This is a genomic window from Alistipes intestinihominis, assembly GCF_040095975.1.
Classification (GTDB): domain Bacteria; phylum Bacteroidota; class Bacteroidia; order Bacteroidales; family Rikenellaceae; genus Alistipes; species Alistipes senegalensis.
Window position 1 is genome coordinate 131388 of sequence record NZ_JBBMFL010000001.1, and the last position, 16473, is coordinate 147860.

General features: G+C 60.3%; 14 protein-coding genes. 4 read left to right on the forward strand and 10 right to left on the reverse strand.

The features are described from left to right. Positions 1-13 precede the first annotated feature (13 nt). The 9 genes from topA to WMO46_RS00555 form a co-directional block, all read right to left on the reverse strand. Positions 14-2311 (reverse strand): type I DNA topoisomerase, encoded by a 2298-nt coding sequence (topA, locus tag WMO46_RS00515; protein WP_349093583.1) that lies wholly within the window; start codon positions 2309-2311, stop codon positions 14-16. Between the two features lie 80 nt (positions 2312-2391). Beyond that, positions 2392-4068, reverse strand: coding sequence for a DUF4270 family protein (locus WMO46_RS00520; RefSeq protein ID WP_349093584.1), 1677 nt, complete (start codon positions 4066-4068; stop codon positions 2392-2394). Next, the gene (locus WMO46_RS00525) at positions 4052-4858 is read right to left on the reverse strand and encodes a glycogen/starch synthase (protein WP_019152083.1); all 807 of its coding nucleotides are present in this window, start codon (positions 4856-4858) and stop codon (positions 4052-4054) included. Before WMO46_RS00525 ends, WMO46_RS00520 begins: the two co-directional genes overlap by 17 nt. Positions 4859-4988: 130 nt before the next feature. Then, entirely contained in the window at positions 4989-6038 is a 1050-nt protein-coding gene (gene queA, locus WMO46_RS00530) for a tRNA preQ1(34) S-adenosylmethionine ribosyltransferase-isomerase QueA (protein WP_019152084.1), read from the reverse strand. 60 nt (positions 6039-6098) lie between these two features. Further along, positions 6099-6824: a tRNA pseudouridine(55) synthase TruB gene (truB, locus tag WMO46_RS00535; RefSeq protein WP_349093585.1), complete on the reverse strand. Its 726-nt coding sequence runs from the start codon at positions 6822-6824 to the stop codon at positions 6099-6101. Between the two features lie 7 nt (positions 6825-6831). Next, on the reverse strand, positions 6832-7617 hold the full coding sequence (locus WMO46_RS00540) for an undecaprenyl-diphosphate phosphatase (RefSeq protein WP_019152086.1): 786 nt from the start codon (positions 7615-7617) through the stop codon (positions 6832-6834). Positions 7618-7620: 3 nt separating this feature from the next. Beyond that, positions 7621-7878: a DUF3098 domain-containing protein gene (locus tag WMO46_RS00545; protein WP_129650879.1), complete on the reverse strand. Its 258-nt coding sequence runs from the start codon at positions 7876-7878 to the stop codon at positions 7621-7623. Continuing rightward, a complete protein-coding gene (locus WMO46_RS00550; protein WP_349093586.1) occupies positions 7879-8760 on the reverse strand; it encodes a cell division protein FtsX in 882 nt (293 codons plus the stop codon). A 4-nt stretch (positions 8761-8764) separates the two neighbouring features. After that, positions 8765-11248, reverse strand: a complete 2484-nt coding sequence (locus tag WMO46_RS00555; RefSeq protein ID WP_349093587.1) for a YfhO family protein — start codon at positions 11246-11248, stop codon at positions 8765-8767. 187 nt (positions 11249-11435) lie between these two features. On the opposite strand from WMO46_RS00555, the gene WMO46_RS00560 reads away from it, so the two are divergent. Continuing rightward, positions 11436-12425: a polyprenyl synthetase family protein gene (locus WMO46_RS00560; RefSeq protein ID WP_129650876.1), complete on the forward strand. Its 990-nt coding sequence runs from the start codon at positions 11436-11438 to the stop codon at positions 12423-12425. Between the two features lie 33 nt (positions 12426-12458). Then, positions 12459-13763 (forward strand): MFS transporter, encoded by a 1305-nt coding sequence (locus WMO46_RS00565; RefSeq protein ID WP_019152091.1) that lies wholly within the window; start codon positions 12459-12461, stop codon positions 13761-13763. 132 nt (positions 13764-13895) lie between these two features. On the opposite strand, the gene rplS is transcribed toward WMO46_RS00565, so the two are convergent. Continuing rightward, on the reverse strand, positions 13896-14273 hold the full coding sequence (gene rplS / locus WMO46_RS00570; RefSeq protein WP_019152092.1) for a 50S ribosomal protein L19: 378 nt from the start codon (positions 14271-14273) through the stop codon (positions 13896-13898). Between the two features lie 346 nt (positions 14274-14619). On the opposite strand from rplS, the gene surE reads away from it, so the two are divergent. After that, the gene (gene surE, locus WMO46_RS00575) at positions 14620-15390 is read left to right on the forward strand and encodes a 5'/3'-nucleotidase SurE (protein WP_349093588.1); all 771 of its coding nucleotides are present in this window, start codon (positions 14620-14622) and stop codon (positions 15388-15390) included. 105 nt (positions 15391-15495) lie between these two features. Beyond that, the gene (locus WMO46_RS00580) at positions 15496-16473 is read left to right on the forward strand and encodes a sensor histidine kinase (protein ID WP_019152094.1); all 978 of its coding nucleotides are present in this window, start codon (positions 15496-15498) and stop codon (positions 16471-16473) included.

Below are 16473 nucleotides of genomic sequence, written 5' to 3' on the forward strand. Positions count from 1 at the left end.
GTTTTCGTTGTCGTTATTTCTTCGATCCGGCGACGATCTTCAGACATTCGTCGAGGGTCAGCTCTTCGGGTTTGGCGCCCTTCGGCAGGCGGTAGTTCTTGCCTTTGTAGGCGATGTAGGCGCCGTAACGGCCGTTCTTGACCAGCATGTCGGGGTCTTCGGGGAAGCTCTTGAGCGGCGTATTGGCCGCCGCAGCGGCCGCCTTGTGCGCGTGCACGATCTCCACGGCCCGGTCGTAGGTGATCGTGTAGGGGTCGTCGGTCTTCGCCAGCGAGGCGAACGACTTGCCGTAGCGGACGTAGGGGCCGTATTTGCCGATGCCGACGGTCAGCTCCTCGCCGTCCAGCTGTCCCAGGCCGCGGGGCAGCGCGAAGAGCTCCAGCGCCTCTTCCAGCGTGATGGATTCGATCAGCTGGCCCTTTTTGAGCGACGCGAAGCGGCTCTTTTCGCCTTCGTTCCCCTCGATCTCGACCATCGGTCCGTAGCGGCCGATGCGGGCCTTCACGACGTGACCCGTCTTGGGATCGTTGCCCAGGATGCGCACCTCGCGCGTCTTGGGATTCTGCGTGGCGATGGCCGAATCGACCATCTTGTGGAAGGGGCCGTAGAAACCGTCGATCATCTTCTCCCACGTGATGTCGCCCTCGGCGATGCGGTCGAACTCCTTTTCGACGTTGGCCGTGAAGTTGTAGTCGATGATCGGTCCGAACTGCTCCTCCAGATAGTCGTTCACCACCATACCGATGTCGGTCGGCGAGAGGCGGTTCTTCTCCTTGCCGTAGTTCTCCGAAAGGCTCTTTTCGGCGATCTTGTCGCCGGTGAGTGTGAATTGCACGTAGTTGCGCTTCTGGCCGTCTTTGTTCTGCTTGACGACGTAGCCGCGGTTGATGATCGTGGTGATGGTCGGGGCGTAGGTCGAAGGCCGTCCGATGCCCAGCTCCTCCAGCCGCTTCACGAGCGACGCCTCGTTGTAACGCGCCGGGGCCGACGTGAAACGCTCCGTGGCGGTGATCTGTACCGGGAGCACCCGGTCGCCGGCCGTCAGCTTCGGCAGCAGCCCTTCGCCGCTCTCGGCGGCCTGGTCGTCGTCCGTGGATTCGGAGTAGAGGCGCAGGAAGCCGTCGAAACGGACCACCTCGCCCTGCGCCACGAACTGATTCGACGAACCCGACATGTCGATCGTGATCGTCGTGCGGTCCAGCTCCGCGCAGACCATCTGCGAAGCGACCGTGCGCTTCCAGATCAGGTCGTAGAGCTTCTTCTCGGCGGGCGTGCCCTCGATCGACTGCCGGTCGATGTACGACGGGCGGATGGCCTCGTGAGCCTCTTGGGCGCCTTTGGTCTTGGTCTTGTAGTTGAACCAGCGGGAGTATTTCTCGCCGAAGAGCTTCGTGATCTCCTCCTTGCACTGGGCCAGCGCCTGTTGCGAGAGGTTCACCGAGTCGGTACGCATGTAGGTGATAAGACCCTGCTCGTAGAGGTGCTGCGCCACGGACATCGTCTGCGATACGGACATGCCCAGTTTGCGCCCGGCCTCCTGCTGGAGCGTCGAGGTGGTGAACGGCGGTGCGGGGTAGCGCTGGGCGGGTTTCTCTTCGGACTTCGCCACCGTGAAGGTCGCGCCGATGCAGCTTTTCAAAAACTCCTCGGCCTGCGCCGCGGTTTCGAAACGCGATCCGAGTTCGGCCTTGAAGAGCGCCTTTTCGGGGTCGCCGGCGGCGTGGAACTGCGCCACGACGCGGAAATAGGCGGCCGAGCGGAAAGCGATGATCTCACGCTCGCGCTCGACGATCAGCCTCACGGCCACCGACTGCACGCGCCCTGCCGAGAGCGACGGACGCACCTTTTTCCACAGCACGGGCGAGAGCTCGAAACCGACCAGCCGGTCGAGGATGCGGCGCGCCTGCTGGGCGTTTACCAGGTCCATATTGACCGTGCGCGGTTTCTCGATGGCTTCCAGAATCGCCCGCTTGGTGATCTCGTGGAAGACGATGCGCTTGGTCCGGTCTACGGGGAGCCCCAACACTTCGGTGAGGTGCCATGCGATGGCTTCTCCTTCGCGGTCTTCATCGGACGCCAGCCAGACGGTTTTCGTTTTGGCCAGCTTGGTCAGTTCGTCCACCACCTTCTTCTTGTCGCTCGGGATTTCGTAGACCGGTTTGAATCCCTCCGTGATATTGATGCCGAGGTCCTTTTTCGCAAGGTCCCGGATATGGCCGAAGCTCGATTTGACGATGAAGTCCTTGCCGAGGAATTTCTCGATGGTCTTGGCCTTGGCGGGGGACTCGACGATAACTAAGTTTTCCTGCATTGCGTTTTTTTGATGGCTTTTTCAGAAATGCGAAAACCTAAGCATTACACTTAGGTTCCGCATGAGGGTTTCTCTGGCGTTTATTTGATCAGGTTATAAAATATCTCGAAACGGATCGGGGCTTCGTTGCCGTCGGCGGCCATGCCCTGCAATACGCCGAACGACGTGGAATAAAGGCTGTACGCATCGGGGCCGATGTAGACCGTGCGGTTTGCGACCTTGTCCCAGTCGATGTCGCCGATTACGCCGCCCGCCGCCTCTTTGGCCTTGATATAGCTGTTCCACAGCTGCTGCATGTAGCCCGTGATGTCCATCACGTAACACCCGCGGCTGCGGTTGATGTAGCCTCCGTAAGCGAGCGACGTGTTGTAGTTCTGCTCGTAGGAATAGGCGTAGTCCGAAATCGGCGTCAGCGCCTTGAAATTGGTGTACATGCCCAGACGGCTCGGGAAGGCGTTCATTTCGTCGATCAGCTTGCTGCCGAAGGTCAGCTCCTCCCAGTCGTATTTGCTGTCGGTGAAATAGACCGACATTTTCGTCTGGCCGAACGCCAGCGTCTTGAAATCCTTGCCGTCCTTTTCGTTCGCTTCGGCGATCTCCTCTTCCATCCGGGCGAAAAACTCCGGCGTAAAGGTCATCTCGGTCACCACGCCGCCCATGCCTTCGGCATAGACGCGGGAATTCAGCCCCCGGTTTTCATTGATGGTTCCGTCGGGATTGACCTCGCGGGCCTGGGAGATGTCGATCTTGGCGTCCGAAGTGGCCGCATCGTAGTTGTGGCGGATGGAGTTCACCGAGACATTGCCGAACTCGGTGCCGGATTCGTAGAAATAGTAGACCATGCCGATCGTGTCCTTGATCAGCGTCGGGTCGCCCTCCACCCGGTTACGGCCGAAGACCGCCAGACCCGAATAGTCGAGCGACGTGGAGAAGATCGTGCCGGTCTCCTTGATGCCGTTCTTCTGGACGGGCTCATTCGGATCGGGGCAGATATAGAGCCCCTTGAACTCCTCGACCCAGTATTCCAGACTGTCGGGACTGTAAATCGAGTATTTGTCCTTGTATTTGCCCTCTTGCAGCATCAGCCGCTTGATGTAATTCTTTCCCTCCTCGGTAGGCTCCAGCGTGATGTTCGTGGCCGTCGAAGGGGTCGTGCCCTTGCCGCCCAAATAGAACCAAAAGAGCGGCTTTTCGGGATTATAGACCGGCGCTGCGGAACCGTCTCCGTTGGGGTTCTGCGGGTCGAAATTGATGTAGAACGTCGTGTCGGCCTGCGACTTGCCGGCGGCAATCGGCTTTTTGTCGATGTAGTCGTTGCTGAGGATTTCGTACACGGCGAATTTTTGCTTGGTCAGACTGTCGCGGCCTATGCTGGCGATTTTGAGCATGATTTGCGCCGAGTCGAAGATCGGCATATATCCGAAATACCCCTCATCGACCTTGTAGTAGTTGATCATCTGCGAGAGGAATCCGGCCTTGCGCTCGCCGAGCGTGTCGTTGATGCAGGTGCCGAAATAACCGTAGGAGATGTTCGAACCGATCAGCGAATCGCTCTGGAACAGCCGCGTTTCGACGTATTTCCGGGGATTCAGCCCCTTGATTTCGACGTATCCGGCTTTCATCTGCTGATTTTCCGGAATGAGGTTTCCGCCCAGCGTGTCGTCTACCTTGGTGCAGCCCGCGAAAGCCGCTGCGATTGCGGCGGCCATTGCTGCGGCCGGGAGCAGCCTGCGGCGGAAATTATTGAATGGCTTCATAGAATCGGTTGTAATTATCGAAAAAGTCCTCCGCCTCGGGCGACTGGTATTCGAGCATCGGTTTTCCGCTCGTGCGGGCCATTTCGAGCACCTCGGGGGCGACATCCGCAGAGGCCGCCACCACGCCGTCGGCATATTCCATAACGAAGCGGCAGAGATTTTCGTATGACGGGGTGTCGAGAATCGAGAGATTTTTATCTTTGACTCCCTCGCCGGCGATCTTCGCGCCGAATTCCGGATGGAGCTCCCCGGGGAATCCGTCGCCGTAGAGCGACACCACGACCTTGACATCGCGGAAGATCGGGTCGTCGGCGAAGACCCGCTTCAGATAGACGGGGACCACGGCCGAGAACCATCCGTGGCAATGCACGACGGTGGGGGTCCAGCGCAGTTTCTTGACCGTCTCCAGCACGCCGCGGGCGAAGAAGATGGCCCGTTCGTCGTTGTCCGGGAAATAATTGCCCTCGGCGTCGGCCAGCACGGCCTTGCGCGAGAAATAGTCGTCGTTGTCGATGAAGTAGATCTGTACGCGGGCTGCCGGGATCGAGGCCACCTTGATAATCAGCTGGTGGTCGTTGTCGTCGATGATGAGGTTCATGCCCGAGAGGCGGATGACCTCGTGCAGCTGGTGCCTGCGCTCGTTGATGCAGCCGTAGCGGGGCATGAAGGTGCGGATTTCGTTTCCGTGTTCCTGCATTGCCTGCGTCAGCGCACGGCAAAGCCGGGAACCCTCCGTTTCGGGAAGATAGGGGGTGATTTCCTGACAGACGTACAGAATCTTGCTTGCCATGTTTGAAAGGGGGTTTATGCTTGACAAAGATAGTGAAAACCGAGCGCAGAACCAAATTTATTTGGATTCCGCCGAGGTGCGTCCTATCTTCACGGGGTCGCTTTCGCTCCGTAAAGGTAGTGAAAATTTTTCAAAGAATCAGCATCGCGTCGCCGTACGTGCCGAAGCGGTACCCTTCTTCCTTGGCTATCTTGTAAGCGTTCATCACGGTTTCGTACCCGCCGAACGCCGCCACCATCATCAGCTGCGTGGAGTAGGGCAGGTGGAGATTGGTCACCATGGCGTCGGCCACCGTGAACTCGTAGGGTGCGAAGATGAACTTGTTGGTCCACCCCTCCATGGGTTTGATCAGGCCGTTGGTCGAGACGGCGGTTTCGATCGTGCGCATGACCGTCGTGCCGATGGCCACGACCTTGTGGCCGGAGGTTTTGGCGGCGTTGACCGCCTCGGCGGCTTCGTCGGTGACGAAGAACTGCTCGGAATCCATCTTGTGCTTCGAGAGGTCCTCGACATCCACCGTGCGGAAGTTGCCCAGCCCCACGTGGAGCGTCACGAAAGCCCGATCGACGCCCTTGATCTCCATGCGCTTCATCAGGTGCTTCGAGAAGTGCATGCCGGCCGTCGGGGCCGCCACGGCGCCCTCCTTCTCGGCGAAGATCGTCTGGTAGCGTTCGGCGTCCTCGGGTTCGACCTTCTCGCGCACCCATTTCGGCAGGGGCGTTTCGCCCAGCGCGAAGAGCGTCTGCTTGAACTCCTCGTAGGAGCCGTCGAACAGGAAGCGCAGCGTGCGGCCGCGCGAGGTGGTGTTGTCGATCACCTCGGCCACCAGCAGGTCGTCGTCGCCGAAATAGAGTTTGTTGCCGATGCGGATCTTGCGCGCCGGGTCCACCAGCACGTCCCACAGCCGCAGTTCGCGGTTCAGTTCGCGCAGCAGGAAGATCTCGATCTCGGCGCCGGTCTTCTCCTTGTTGCCGTAGAGGCGCGCCGGGAAGACCTTGGTATCGTTGAAGACGAACAGATCCTTTTCGTCGAAGTACTCGATGATGTCCTTGAAAATGCGGTGTTCGATGGTCCCTTTGGCGCGGTCGATGACCATCAGCCGGGATTCGTCGCGGTTGTCGGCCGGGTATTTGGCCAGCATTTCGGGCGAAAAGTCGTACCCGTATTGCGATAACTTCATAGATAAACGCTTTTTTTACGTCGAAAAATAACACAGATTATTTTCTATACGCAAAAAAGGCTATTTTGTTTCGAGTTTTTGCAAATTTTCCAGAAAATCATCCAGTTCGTACGCTTTTTCGAGCGTGAATCCGCCGCTGCGCGTGCGGCGCAGCGACGAGAGATGGGCTCCGCTGTGCAACGCCTGCCCGATCTCGTGGGCCAGCGACCGGATGTAGGTGCCCTTGCTGCAACGGACGCGGATGCGCACCCGCGGAAGGTCGTATTCCACGATCTCCATCTCGTAGATGTTGATCAGCGCCTGGCGTACGGCGACCTCCTCGCCGGCTCGGGCCAGTTCATAGGCGCGCGTCCCGTCGATCTTCTTGGCCGAGTAGACGGGCGGGGTTTGCAGCCGTTCGCCGGTGAGCGAGGCGAGCGCCTCTTCGACCGCTTCGCGCGTGATGTGTTCGTAGGGATAGGTCCGGTCGATCTCGTGTTCGAGGTCGTAGCTCGGGGTCGTGGCGCCCAGCATCACGTCGGCTATGTACTCTTTCTCCTCGGCTTGCAGGGCGTCCACCAGCTTCGTGGCGCGGCCGATGCAGACCACGAGGATGCCCGTCGCCAGCGGGTCGAGCGTCCCGGCGTGTCCGACCTTGATCTTGCGGTAGCCGAGCTTGCGCAGGGTGAATTTGACTTTGCGGACCACGTCGGTCGAGGTCCAGCGGAGGGGCTTGTCCAGAACGGCGATGTAGCCGTCTTCGAAGTTGATGCCGCGGAAATCCAGCGGTTCTCGGGTCATGGGCATATGCGTGTCAGAAGATGGAGAAGAGGATCGAGACGAGTCCTGCGAAACAGCAGTAGAGGGCGAACCAGATCAGCTTGCCGCGCTTGACCACTTCGATCATGAATTTGCAGGCCAGCGTTCCCGAGACGAAAGCCGCGAGGAATCCGCCGGCGAGGGCTCCCGCCGGGATGTCGAGGGCCGTGACCTCGCCCGAACAGATGTCCAGCAGCATCTTGCCCAGGATGACCGGGATGACCATGATGAACGAGAAGTTGGCGACCTCCTCCTTGCTTTTGCCGAGCAGCAGTCCCGCGGCGATAGTCGATCCCGACCGCGAAAGGCCGGGGAGCGTGGCCGCGGCCTGCGCGAGGCCGATGACGAAGGCGTTGCCGTAGGTGATTCCCTTTTTCGCGCGGGGCTTGGCGAAATAGGCGAAGGTCAGCAGCTGCGCCGTGAGCATCAGCATGGCGCCCACGAAGGTCAGCGACGCGAAGAACGCCTCGATCTGTTCGGCGAAGAGCACGCCGACGACGCCGGCCGGGATCATCGAGACGACGATTTTGAGGATGTAAGCCTGCTGTTCGTTGAAATGCCTCGAAAAGAGCCCCTGCAACAGTTGCAGCAGTTCGCGCCACAGCACGACGACGGTGCTGAGCACCGTGGCGGCGTGCAGCATGACATCGAAGGTGATGTTGTTCTCCAGCTCGACGCCCAGCACTTCCTTGGCGATCTGGAGGTGTCCGCTGCTCGATACGGGGAGAAATTCGGTGATGCCCTGCACGATGCCGAGCAGGATGGCTTGCAGTGTGTCCATGTATCAGTACCGCTTCATGATGGCATAGATCTCGACGACGAATCCGCCGATCACCAGAATCGGGGCCAGCGTGATGCGGCGCCACGAGAACATCGCATAGTTGAATTCATCGGGCGAATCGCTGCCGCCGCCGGCCATCAGGACGAATCCCAGGAGGATGACGGCGAATCCGATTGCCAGCAGGACGTAGTTGCGCCGGGTCAGCGGCATGCGGGTATCCTCCTGCGCGGGGTCCTGCGTTTTTTTCTGCTCCTTTTTCATTTAATATAGGTATATCTTGTTCGACTTCATGTTGACGAATTTGTTGAGGGCCGCGAAGGTGAAGAGCCCCGATATGACGATGCCGCCGACAACCATCGACCCGAGGATGATGGCGATCTTGCCTGCTTCGGCGATGGTCATCAGTTCGGGCACGGCTTCGTTGAGCCCGTAGACCGCGAGGACGAACAGCACCGAGGCCGCCACGCCGGCCAGTATGCCCTGCGTGATGCTGCTCCCGAGGAAGGGCTTCATGATGAACCACTTGGTGGCCCCGACGAGCTTCATCGTGTTGATGAGGTAGCGTTTCGAGAAGATCGCCAGCCGGATGGTGTTGCTCAGCAGGATCAGCGAGATGACCAGCAGCGCCCCGCCGAACATCAGCAGCACGAGGCGGATCTTGTTCACCGTGGCGTGCAGCCGCTCGGCCATCTGCGCGGGGTACGACACCCGATCGACCCCGTCGATGCGTCCGACGGCGGCGATGAACGAGTCGAGCAGCTCCTTGTCCGCCGACGCCGAGGTCAGCGTGAGTTCGAATGAATCCAGCAGGGGATTTTCCTGCAAGATCTCCTCGAACGAGCTGTTGAACATTTTGCGGAACTCCTGATCGTCGATCTTCTCCTCCTTGGACGAGTAGGCGATCGTCGCAACCATCTCTTCGTCCGTCAGCCGTTTTTCGATCGCCTCCCGCTGTTCGTCGGAGAGCCCGTTTTTCAGCTCCACGGAGATGGCGATGCTCTCCTGCAACGTGTCGGCGACTTTCAGCGCCGCCACCATCAGGTAGCCCACCGACCCCAGCAGGAACAGTACGAGCGTGATGCTCACCGTCGATACGATGTAGGAGTTGCGGACCTTTCGTTTCAACCGCTTGTCATCTTTCATAACCTTACGCTTTTTTCTTCCTGAAACAATAGATCAGCGCCGCGACGGCTCCCAGCAGGATTGCGAGCGACGCCGCGAGCGTCACCCCTTCGACCGCCGTCCAGCCCGGCGCGCGGAACCGCCATTCGACGGTGTGCTTCCCGGCGGGGAGCTTCATCGCCCGCAGAACGTAGTCGGCCCGGAAGTAGGGCATCTCCTCGCCGTCCACATAGGCTTTCCAGCCGTGGTCGTAGAAGATCTCCGAGAAGACCGCCACGGCCTCTTCGGGCGTCGTGTATTCGTATTTGAGGTAGTTCGGGCGGTATTCCGTGAGGTCGATCCGGGCCGAGGCATAGATGCCGAGGGGCATCGGTCGAGGTACGATTTCCACCGGGTCTTGCGCCGCCACCACCGCCGTCGTTTTGAGGTCGGTCGTGCCCAGCAGGTCGATCTCCTCCCGGGCCGTGGAGGCGTAGACGACGCTGTCCACGAACCACGCCGCACCGTTGGCCGTCGTCCGCAGGCGCGGTTCGGGTTGTCCGTCGGCGCCCGGAACGATCAGGTAGCGCGTGTTGAGCATGTCCAGCACCCCGTCATCGACGTTCGATAGATAGCGGTCGATCAAATCCTGATAGCGGGCCAGCTTGGCGCCGTGATACCCGCCCACCGAGCGGTGGAAATAGCTGGTCGTGGCGTCGTTGAACGGACTCACCGTGAGGTTCAGCACCCGGTAGCCCGGATCTTTGTCCTGCATGATCGCCTTGTCGGCCGCCGTGGGCACCACCTGCCGGCGGCGTGCCGATTCGAATTTGTCGTGCCCGAGGAACCGCAGGTCCACCGGCACGAGGTCCAGCAGCATCACGCCCGCCAGCAGTCCCGTCAGCACGTATTTGCCGATCTTCCGCAGGGCGAACAGCGCCACGCCGCCCGCCGCCAGCAGGATCATCAGCAGCGAACGCCATGCATCGGCCCGCATCATCGCCGCGCGGTCGGCGGTCATGGCGTCGGCCGTCGCTTCGGCCCACTCGACATCCAGGCCGCGGTCGATGTACGACTGCATGTCGTTGTTCTCGAAGATGCGGCGGAACGTGTCGGTCATCATCGCGGCGCTCTCCCCGCGTCCGAAGTCGAAGAGGGCTTCTCCGGCCACGGCGAACAGCAGGCACAGTCCGCCCGTGACGCCCGCGGCCCAGGCCAGCGCCTTCATCAGCCGTTCCCGCGGGATCTCCTCCTTCCAGAGCCGCATCAGGGCCAGCGCGCCCAGCAGCGGCACGGCCCATTGGACGACGACGAGCGTCATCGACACCGTGCGGAACTTGTTGTAGCCGGGGAGGTATTTGAAGGCGAATTCGGTGAATCCCATCAGGTTGCGGCCCCAGGCCAGCAGGATCATCACGACGCATGCGGCGACGATCCACCACTTGTTGCGCCCCCGGGCCAGCGCGATGCCCAGCGCCGCGAGGAACACCGCCGCCGCTCCGAGGTAGGTCGGACCGCCCGTGTAGGGCTGCGTGCCCCAGTAGGCGGGCAGCTGCTGCGCCGCGCCGCGCAGTCCGTATCCGTTCAGCACGGCGGCCGTCTCTCCGTCCGCCGGGAAAGTCGTGGCCGATTCGCGGCCCATGAAATCGGGGATCAGCAGGTTGAAGGTCTCCGCCTTGCCGTAGCTCCACGCCGTAGCGTAGTCGAGTGCGAGGCCGCCCGCCGAGGTCTCGGCCGTCGTTGCGAGCTCCGAGCCGCCGCGGATGGTCTCTTTCGAGTGTTTGGCCGTGTACCACAGGGGCGAGAAGTTCGACGCCACGGCCAGCAGGCCCGCCGCGGCCAGCGCCGCCGTGCGCAGGGCGAAGTTTTTCATCCGTTTTTCCCGGAAGGAGACGATGCCTTCGCTGATCCAGAAGGCGGCCATCGCCACGAGGAAGTAGTAGGTGATCTGCGGGTGATTGGCACCGATTTCGAGCGACGCCGTGAGCGCCGTGAGCGCCGCGCCGCACCAAATGTTGCCCCTCAGCGTCATCCACGCGCCGCCCATCATCAGCGGGGCGTAGACCAGCGCCCACATCTTCGTGATGTGTCCCGCGCCGATGATCAGCAGGAAGTAGGTCGAGAGCCCGTAGGCCAGCGCCGCGACGATCCCCACCCAGGGATCGACGCCGACGATCATCAGCATCAGCCACATCGAGATCATGGCGAAGAAGAGGAACGCCGCCGGGGTGTCCATGATCTTCACGACCTGCCCGACGGTGCGCTTCACGAGCTGGGCCGGGTAGGCGACGTTGATCAGGTATGCGGGCATTCCGCCGAACATGCCGCCCGTCCATTGGGGGTCTTCGCCCGTTGCGATACGCATGTCGGTGATGTCCTTGGCCATGCCTTCGTACTGGATGACATCGTGTTGGGGGAGCACTTCGCCGCGGAACTGCGGCGCGAAATAGAGGGTGCTCACCGCGAGGAAGAGCACGAGGGCCGTCGCTGCCGGCAGCAGTTTTGAGCGTATCGGGTTCGAAAGTTCCATTTCAGCCAGTCTTAACCAATTAACAAAGAGTACGAAAATATCGAATGGGGCCAAAGCCGGATCGCGTATGGCTCGACGAAATTTTCCGCTCTTTTTCTGAAAGTGCCGTTATGGCACCGGCCTCAAAGGTACGAAAAAATAGTTACTCCCCGAGCCGGGATTCCGAAAAATCACTATCTTTGCGGATATGATTACACTCGAAGACATTCACAAACCCGTGACTGCCGAGCTGGAAGCCTTCGACGATTTCGTCGAACGCCAGTTCACGGCCGAGGGGGAGTTGCTTTCCGATATGCTGCGCTACGCCCTTTCCACGCGCGGAAAAGGCATCCGCCCCATGCTGGTAATGCTTTCGGCGGCGATGAATGCACCGGTGAAAGGGGCTTCGATGGGACGCCGGGCCTGTCTGGCCGCCATGCTGGTCGAAATGATCCATGTGGCGTCGCTGATCCACGACGATGTGATCGACGAATCCGACATGCGCCGCGGGAAACCCTCGGCCAACGCCCGTTGGCAGTCGCACAAGGCCGTGATCCTGGGCGACTACATCCTCGCCAAGAACATGAACATCGGCTTGCAGAGCGGCCAGTTCGATCTGGTGACCCACGTCTGCGGCTCGATGGCGGCGCTGTGCGAAGGCGAGGTTTTGCAGGACGACTGCGCCCGGAACCGCACGATGACCCGTCAGGCTTATCTCGACATCATATATAAGAAGACCGCCAGCCTGTTGGGCGTCAGCGCCTCGGCCGGAGCGTTGGCCGTGGGGACCACGCGCGACAAGGTCGCCACGATGCGCCGTTTCGGCGAGGCCGTGGGCATGGCTTTCCAGATTCAGGACGACATTCTCGACTACACCCCCTCTGCGCATACGGGCAAACCCGCCAACAACGACCTGCGCGAAGGCAAGATCACCTTGCCGCTGCTCTCGGTGCTCGACCGGGCTTCGGAGGAGCGCCGCGCCGACCTGCTGGCCCGGCTGGCGCGCTGCCACGAGGACGACGAGGCGGTGGAATACCTGCGCTCGACGGTCGAGAACGAAGGCGGCTTGACTTTCGCCGCCGAGGTGATGCAGGGCTACATCACGCGGGCCGTGGAGATGCTCGCCGACTACGAGGATTCCGAATACCGCTCGGCGCTGGTCAACCTCTGCGCCTACATCGCCGAACGGGACCGCTGATACGATGAAACTTATTAACCTAAATTGATAAAAATGGAGACAAAAAAACAAAACTATGTTTTGCCGATCGTCGTGATGATCTTCCTCTTCGGTATGATTTCGTTCGTGACGAATCTGGCTTCGCCGATGGGTGACATTCTGAAGTATCAGTTCAACGTCCCGAACTGGATGGGTACGCTGGGCGTATTTGCCAACTTCATCGCCTATGCCATCATGGGTTATCCCGCCGGCAACATGCTTCAGAAGTACGGCTACAAGAAGACCGCGCTGGTCGCCATCGCCGTCGGTTTCATCGGTGTCGGCATTCAGACGTTGTCCGGCAGCGCCCAGAGCTTCGGCGTCTACCTGCTGGGCGCATTCATCGCAGGTTTCTCCATGTGTCTGCTCAACACGGTCGTCAACCCCATGCTGAACAAGCTCGGCGGCGGCGGCAACAAGGGCAACCAGCTGATCCAGGCCGGCGGTTCGTTCAACTCGCTGTGCGGTACGGCCGTGATCATCCTGACGGGCCTGCTGATTCCGGAGGGCATCAAGAACGCGCAGATCAGCAATGTGTTCCCGCTGATGTACGCCGCGCTGGCCATCTTCGCGTTCGCGTTCATCGTGATCAGCCTGACGAAGATTCCGGAAACCAACAAGGAGGCCGGCGTGAAGACGGCCGAGGCTTCGAAATACGGCCCGCTGTCGTTCCGTCACTTCATGCTGGGCGCAATCGCCATCTTCGTGTACGTAGGTATCGAGGTGGGTATCCCCAACGTGTTGCAGAAGTGGTTGCAGAATCCCGACCTGAACGTGCTGGGCAGCGGCGTGAATGCCGAGGCCGTCGCCGGATCGGTTGCCGCGACCTACTGGTTCCTGATGCTGATCGGCCGTCTGCTGGGCGCCGCCATCGGCAGCAAGGTGTCCGCCAAGAGTATGCTGACGGTCGTTTCCTCCGTAGGTCTGTTGCTTACGCTGGGTGCGATGTTCGCCCCCGAGGTGGCTGTCAACCTGCCCGTCTTCAACGGTTCCGCAGGCTTCGGACTGGTGAACGTTCCCGTCAACGCGGCGCTGCTGGTGCTGATCGGTCTCTGCACTTCGGTCATGTGGGGCGGCATCTTCAACCTCGCCGTCGAAGGGCTGGGCAAATACACCGAGAAGGCTTCGGGTATCTTCATGGCGCTGGTTTGCGGCGGCGGTATCCTGCCCCTGCTCCAGAATGCGATCGTTGACGTTACCGACGGCGGCATGGGCTATCTGACCAGCTACTGGGTGATCGTGATCGCTCTGGCCTACCTGCTCTACTACGCACTCGTGGGCTCGAAGAACGTCAACAAGGACATCCCCGTAACGGAATAATTTTCAGCGGGCGTCTTGCTCGGCTTCGTCCGGCCCGGAGGAGAATCCCTCCGGACCGGATTTTTTCATGCCGGTGCAAAAAAACAGGACGGTCCTCTACGGACCGTCCTGTTTTTCTGCAACCGCTGCGGACTATTTGTCCGTGCGGGCGACACGCTTCTCCTTGATGCGGGCCTTCTTGCCGGTCAGGTCGCGCAGGTAGTAGATACGTGCACGGCGTACGACACCGACCTTGTTGACCTCGATCTTCTCGATGTGGGGCGAGTAGAGGGGGAAGATGCGCTCGACACCCACGCCGCCCGAAATCTTGCGGATAGTGAACATCTTGGTCTTGCCCGAGCCCTTGATCTGGATCACTACGCCGCGGAAACTCTGGATACGCTCCTTGTTACCCTCGACGATCTTGTAGGAGACGGTGATCGTGTCACCGGCCTTGAACGACGGCACGTCGGCGTCCGTCTTCGGCCACATCTGCTCGTTGACGAGCTTGATGATTGCGTCTTTGTTCATTGTTGCAACGAATTTTTGTGTTTCGCATTCGACGTTCCCGCTGCGTTCCGGCTACCATACGGGCCCTTTGCCCGTAATCCCGCGGGAGCCGCGTCCGTCGCCGGCCGCGCCCGCATCCGCCGTACCGCCCAATGAAAGAGGTCGATATACGCCCGATAGGGAGTGCAAATATAGGAAGAATTTTCGGAACGGTGCAACTATTGCATGAAAAAAGCGCGGGATTATTCGTATCTTCGGTGTCGTAACGACCCTTTTGTTTGTCGGGAGGCTTTACCGGACCGCACGCGATCTGGTTTTGAATCCGCCCGGCTTTTTTGTATCTTTGCAGGGAAACGATTTGAAAAAGATGAACGAAAGACTGATACTTGTCACCAACGACGACGGCTACGATTCCAAGGGCCTGGCCGCCGCCGTCGAGGTGGCCCGGAGCTTCGGCCGTGTGGTGGTCGTGGCTCCCGAGACGACGCAGAGCGGCATGAGCCAGGCGATCACGATGTACAATCCCCTCTACCTGCGGCGCGTCCGCGAGGAGGAGGGGCTCGAAATATACGCCTTTTCGGGAACTCCGGTCGATTGCGTGAAGATGGCCTTCGACTACCTGCTGCGCGACGAGCGCGTCGATCTGGTGATCTCGGGCATTAACCACGGCTCCAACTCGGCCGTCAACGTGCTCTATTCCGGAACGATGGGTGCGGCCATCGAGGGCAGTTTCTACGGCTGCCCTTCGGTCGGGCTGTCGCTCGACGACCACCGCGGCGACGCCGATTTCGACGCGGCGTCGGCCTATGGCAAACGGATCGTCGGCGACATCCTCGCCGCGAAGATCGAATTGCCTCTGTGCCTCAATGTGAATGTCCCGGTCGGACGCCCCGAGACGATAAAGGGGATAAAACTCTGCCGCCAGAACCGCGGCTTCTGGCGCGAGGAGTTCTACCGCCACGAAGACCCCCGGGGCCGCGAGTATTTCTGGCTCACGGGCGAGTTCGTCAACGGCGAGCCCGGCGCCGAGGACACCGACGAATGGGCCCTGGCGAACAACTACGTGGCGGTGGTCCCCGTGCAGACGGACCTGACCGATTACCGGCAATTGTCGGGCCTCCGGAATGTCTTGAAGTGACCGAAGCGGTCTTTTTTCGAAAAGTTCGTCGGGACATCCGGTCACCGGAGCATTTTTAATTTATAATTCTTAATTTTTCATTATTTTTGTGAAAAATAGCCGCCTATGTTGATCAAGATCCTGCTCGTCATCGCCATCGTCATCCAATGCGTCGCCACGGGCTACGCCCTGCGGCTGGTGCGCACCACCAAATACAATTCGGTGTGGATTCTTTTCATCGTAGGTTTCTCGCTGCTCTCGGTCGAACGCCTCGTGCAGCTGCTCCTCGCCTCCGGGTTCGAGGTCATTCCGCGCTGGTGGTTCGGCTACCTGGGCATCGTGATCTCGATCTGCCTGTCGATCGGCGTGATGTACGCCCACAAGCTCTTCAAATACATCGACCGGCTCAACCGTCAGCGGTCGCTGCTCAACAAGCGCATCCTGACGGCCGTGCTCCGCACCGAGGAGAAGGCCCGGTCGCGTTTCTCGAAGGAGCTCCACGACGGCCTCGGGCCGCTGCTTTCGTCGGCCCGGATGTCGCTCACGGCCCTTTCGCGTGAAGAGCACGATGCCGACCAGCGCGAAATCATCGACAACACGACCTATGTGATCGACGAGGCGATCCGCTCGTTGCGCGAAATCTCGAACAACCTTTCGCCGCACGTGCTCAACGATTTCGGACTGGCGCGCGGCGTGCAGAACTTCATCGACAAGAGCGTGGCGATGCACGACGTGAAGATCCGCTTCACGACCAACCTGCGTTCGGAGCGTTACGACACCGACATCGAGGTCATCCTCTACCGCGTGATCTGCGAGCTGATCAACAACTCGCTCAAACACGCCGCCTGCACGGCCGTCAACCTCTCGCTGGCGCAGAACGGCTCCGAGCTGACGCTCGACTACACGGACAACGGCCGGGGATTCAATCCGCAGGCGATGATGGACTGCGGCATGGGGCTTTCGAACATCGCTTCGCGCATCAATTCGCTGGGCGGGACCTTCGACATCTCCTCGTCCAAGGGCAAAGGCATGCGCGCCGCCATCCGCGTCAATACGCAGCAGGACCCCGCGCCTGCCAAACACCGCAAACGCCGCCGCCGGTAA

What these genes read in the sequence shown, in the direction of transcription:
- topA (WP_349093583.1), bottom strand. Translation starts at nt 2,311, where the DNA reads ATGCAGGAAAACTTAGTTATCGTCGAGTCCCCCGCCAAGGCCAAGACC.
- WMO46_RS00520 (WP_349093584.1), bottom strand. Translation starts at nt 4,068, where the DNA reads ATGAAGCCATTCAATAATTTCCGCCGCAGGCTGCTCCCGGCCGCAGCA.
- WMO46_RS00525 (WP_019152083.1), bottom strand. Translation starts at nt 4,858, where the DNA reads ATGGCAAGCAAGATTCTGTACGTCTGTCAGGAAATCACCCCCTATCTT.
- queA (WP_019152084.1), bottom strand. Translation starts at nt 6,038, where the DNA reads ATGAAGTTATCGCAATACGGGTACGACTTTTCGCCCGAAATGCTGGCC.
- truB (WP_349093585.1), bottom strand. Translation starts at nt 6,824, where the DNA reads ATGCCCATGACCCGAGAACCGCTGGATTTCCGCGGCATCAACTTCGAA.
- WMO46_RS00540 (WP_019152086.1), bottom strand. Translation starts at nt 7,617, where the DNA reads ATGGACACACTGCAAGCCATCCTGCTCGGCATCGTGCAGGGCATCACC.
- WMO46_RS00545 (WP_129650879.1), bottom strand. Translation starts at nt 7,878, where the DNA reads ATGAAAAAGGAGCAGAAAAAAACGCAGGACCCCGCGCAGGAGGATACC.
- WMO46_RS00550 (WP_349093586.1), bottom strand. Translation starts at nt 8,760, where the DNA reads ATGAAAGATGACAAGCGGTTGAAACGAAAGGTCCGCAACTCCTACATC.
- WMO46_RS00555 (WP_349093587.1), bottom strand. Translation starts at nt 11,248, where the DNA reads ATGGAACTTTCGAACCCGATACGCTCAAAACTGCTGCCGGCAGCGACG.
- WMO46_RS00560 (WP_129650876.1), top strand. Translation starts at nt 11,436, where the DNA reads ATGATTACACTCGAAGACATTCACAAACCCGTGACTGCCGAGCTGGAA.
- WMO46_RS00565 (WP_019152091.1), top strand. Translation starts at nt 12,459, where the DNA reads ATGGAGACAAAAAAACAAAACTATGTTTTGCCGATCGTCGTGATGATC.
- rplS (WP_019152092.1), bottom strand. Translation starts at nt 14,273, where the DNA reads ATGAACAAAGACGCAATCATCAAGCTCGTCAACGAGCAGATGTGGCCG.
- surE (WP_349093588.1), top strand. Translation starts at nt 14,620, where the DNA reads ATGAACGAAAGACTGATACTTGTCACCAACGACGACGGCTACGATTCC.
- WMO46_RS00580 (WP_019152094.1), top strand. Translation starts at nt 15,496, where the DNA reads ATGTTGATCAAGATCCTGCTCGTCATCGCCATCGTCATCCAATGCGTC.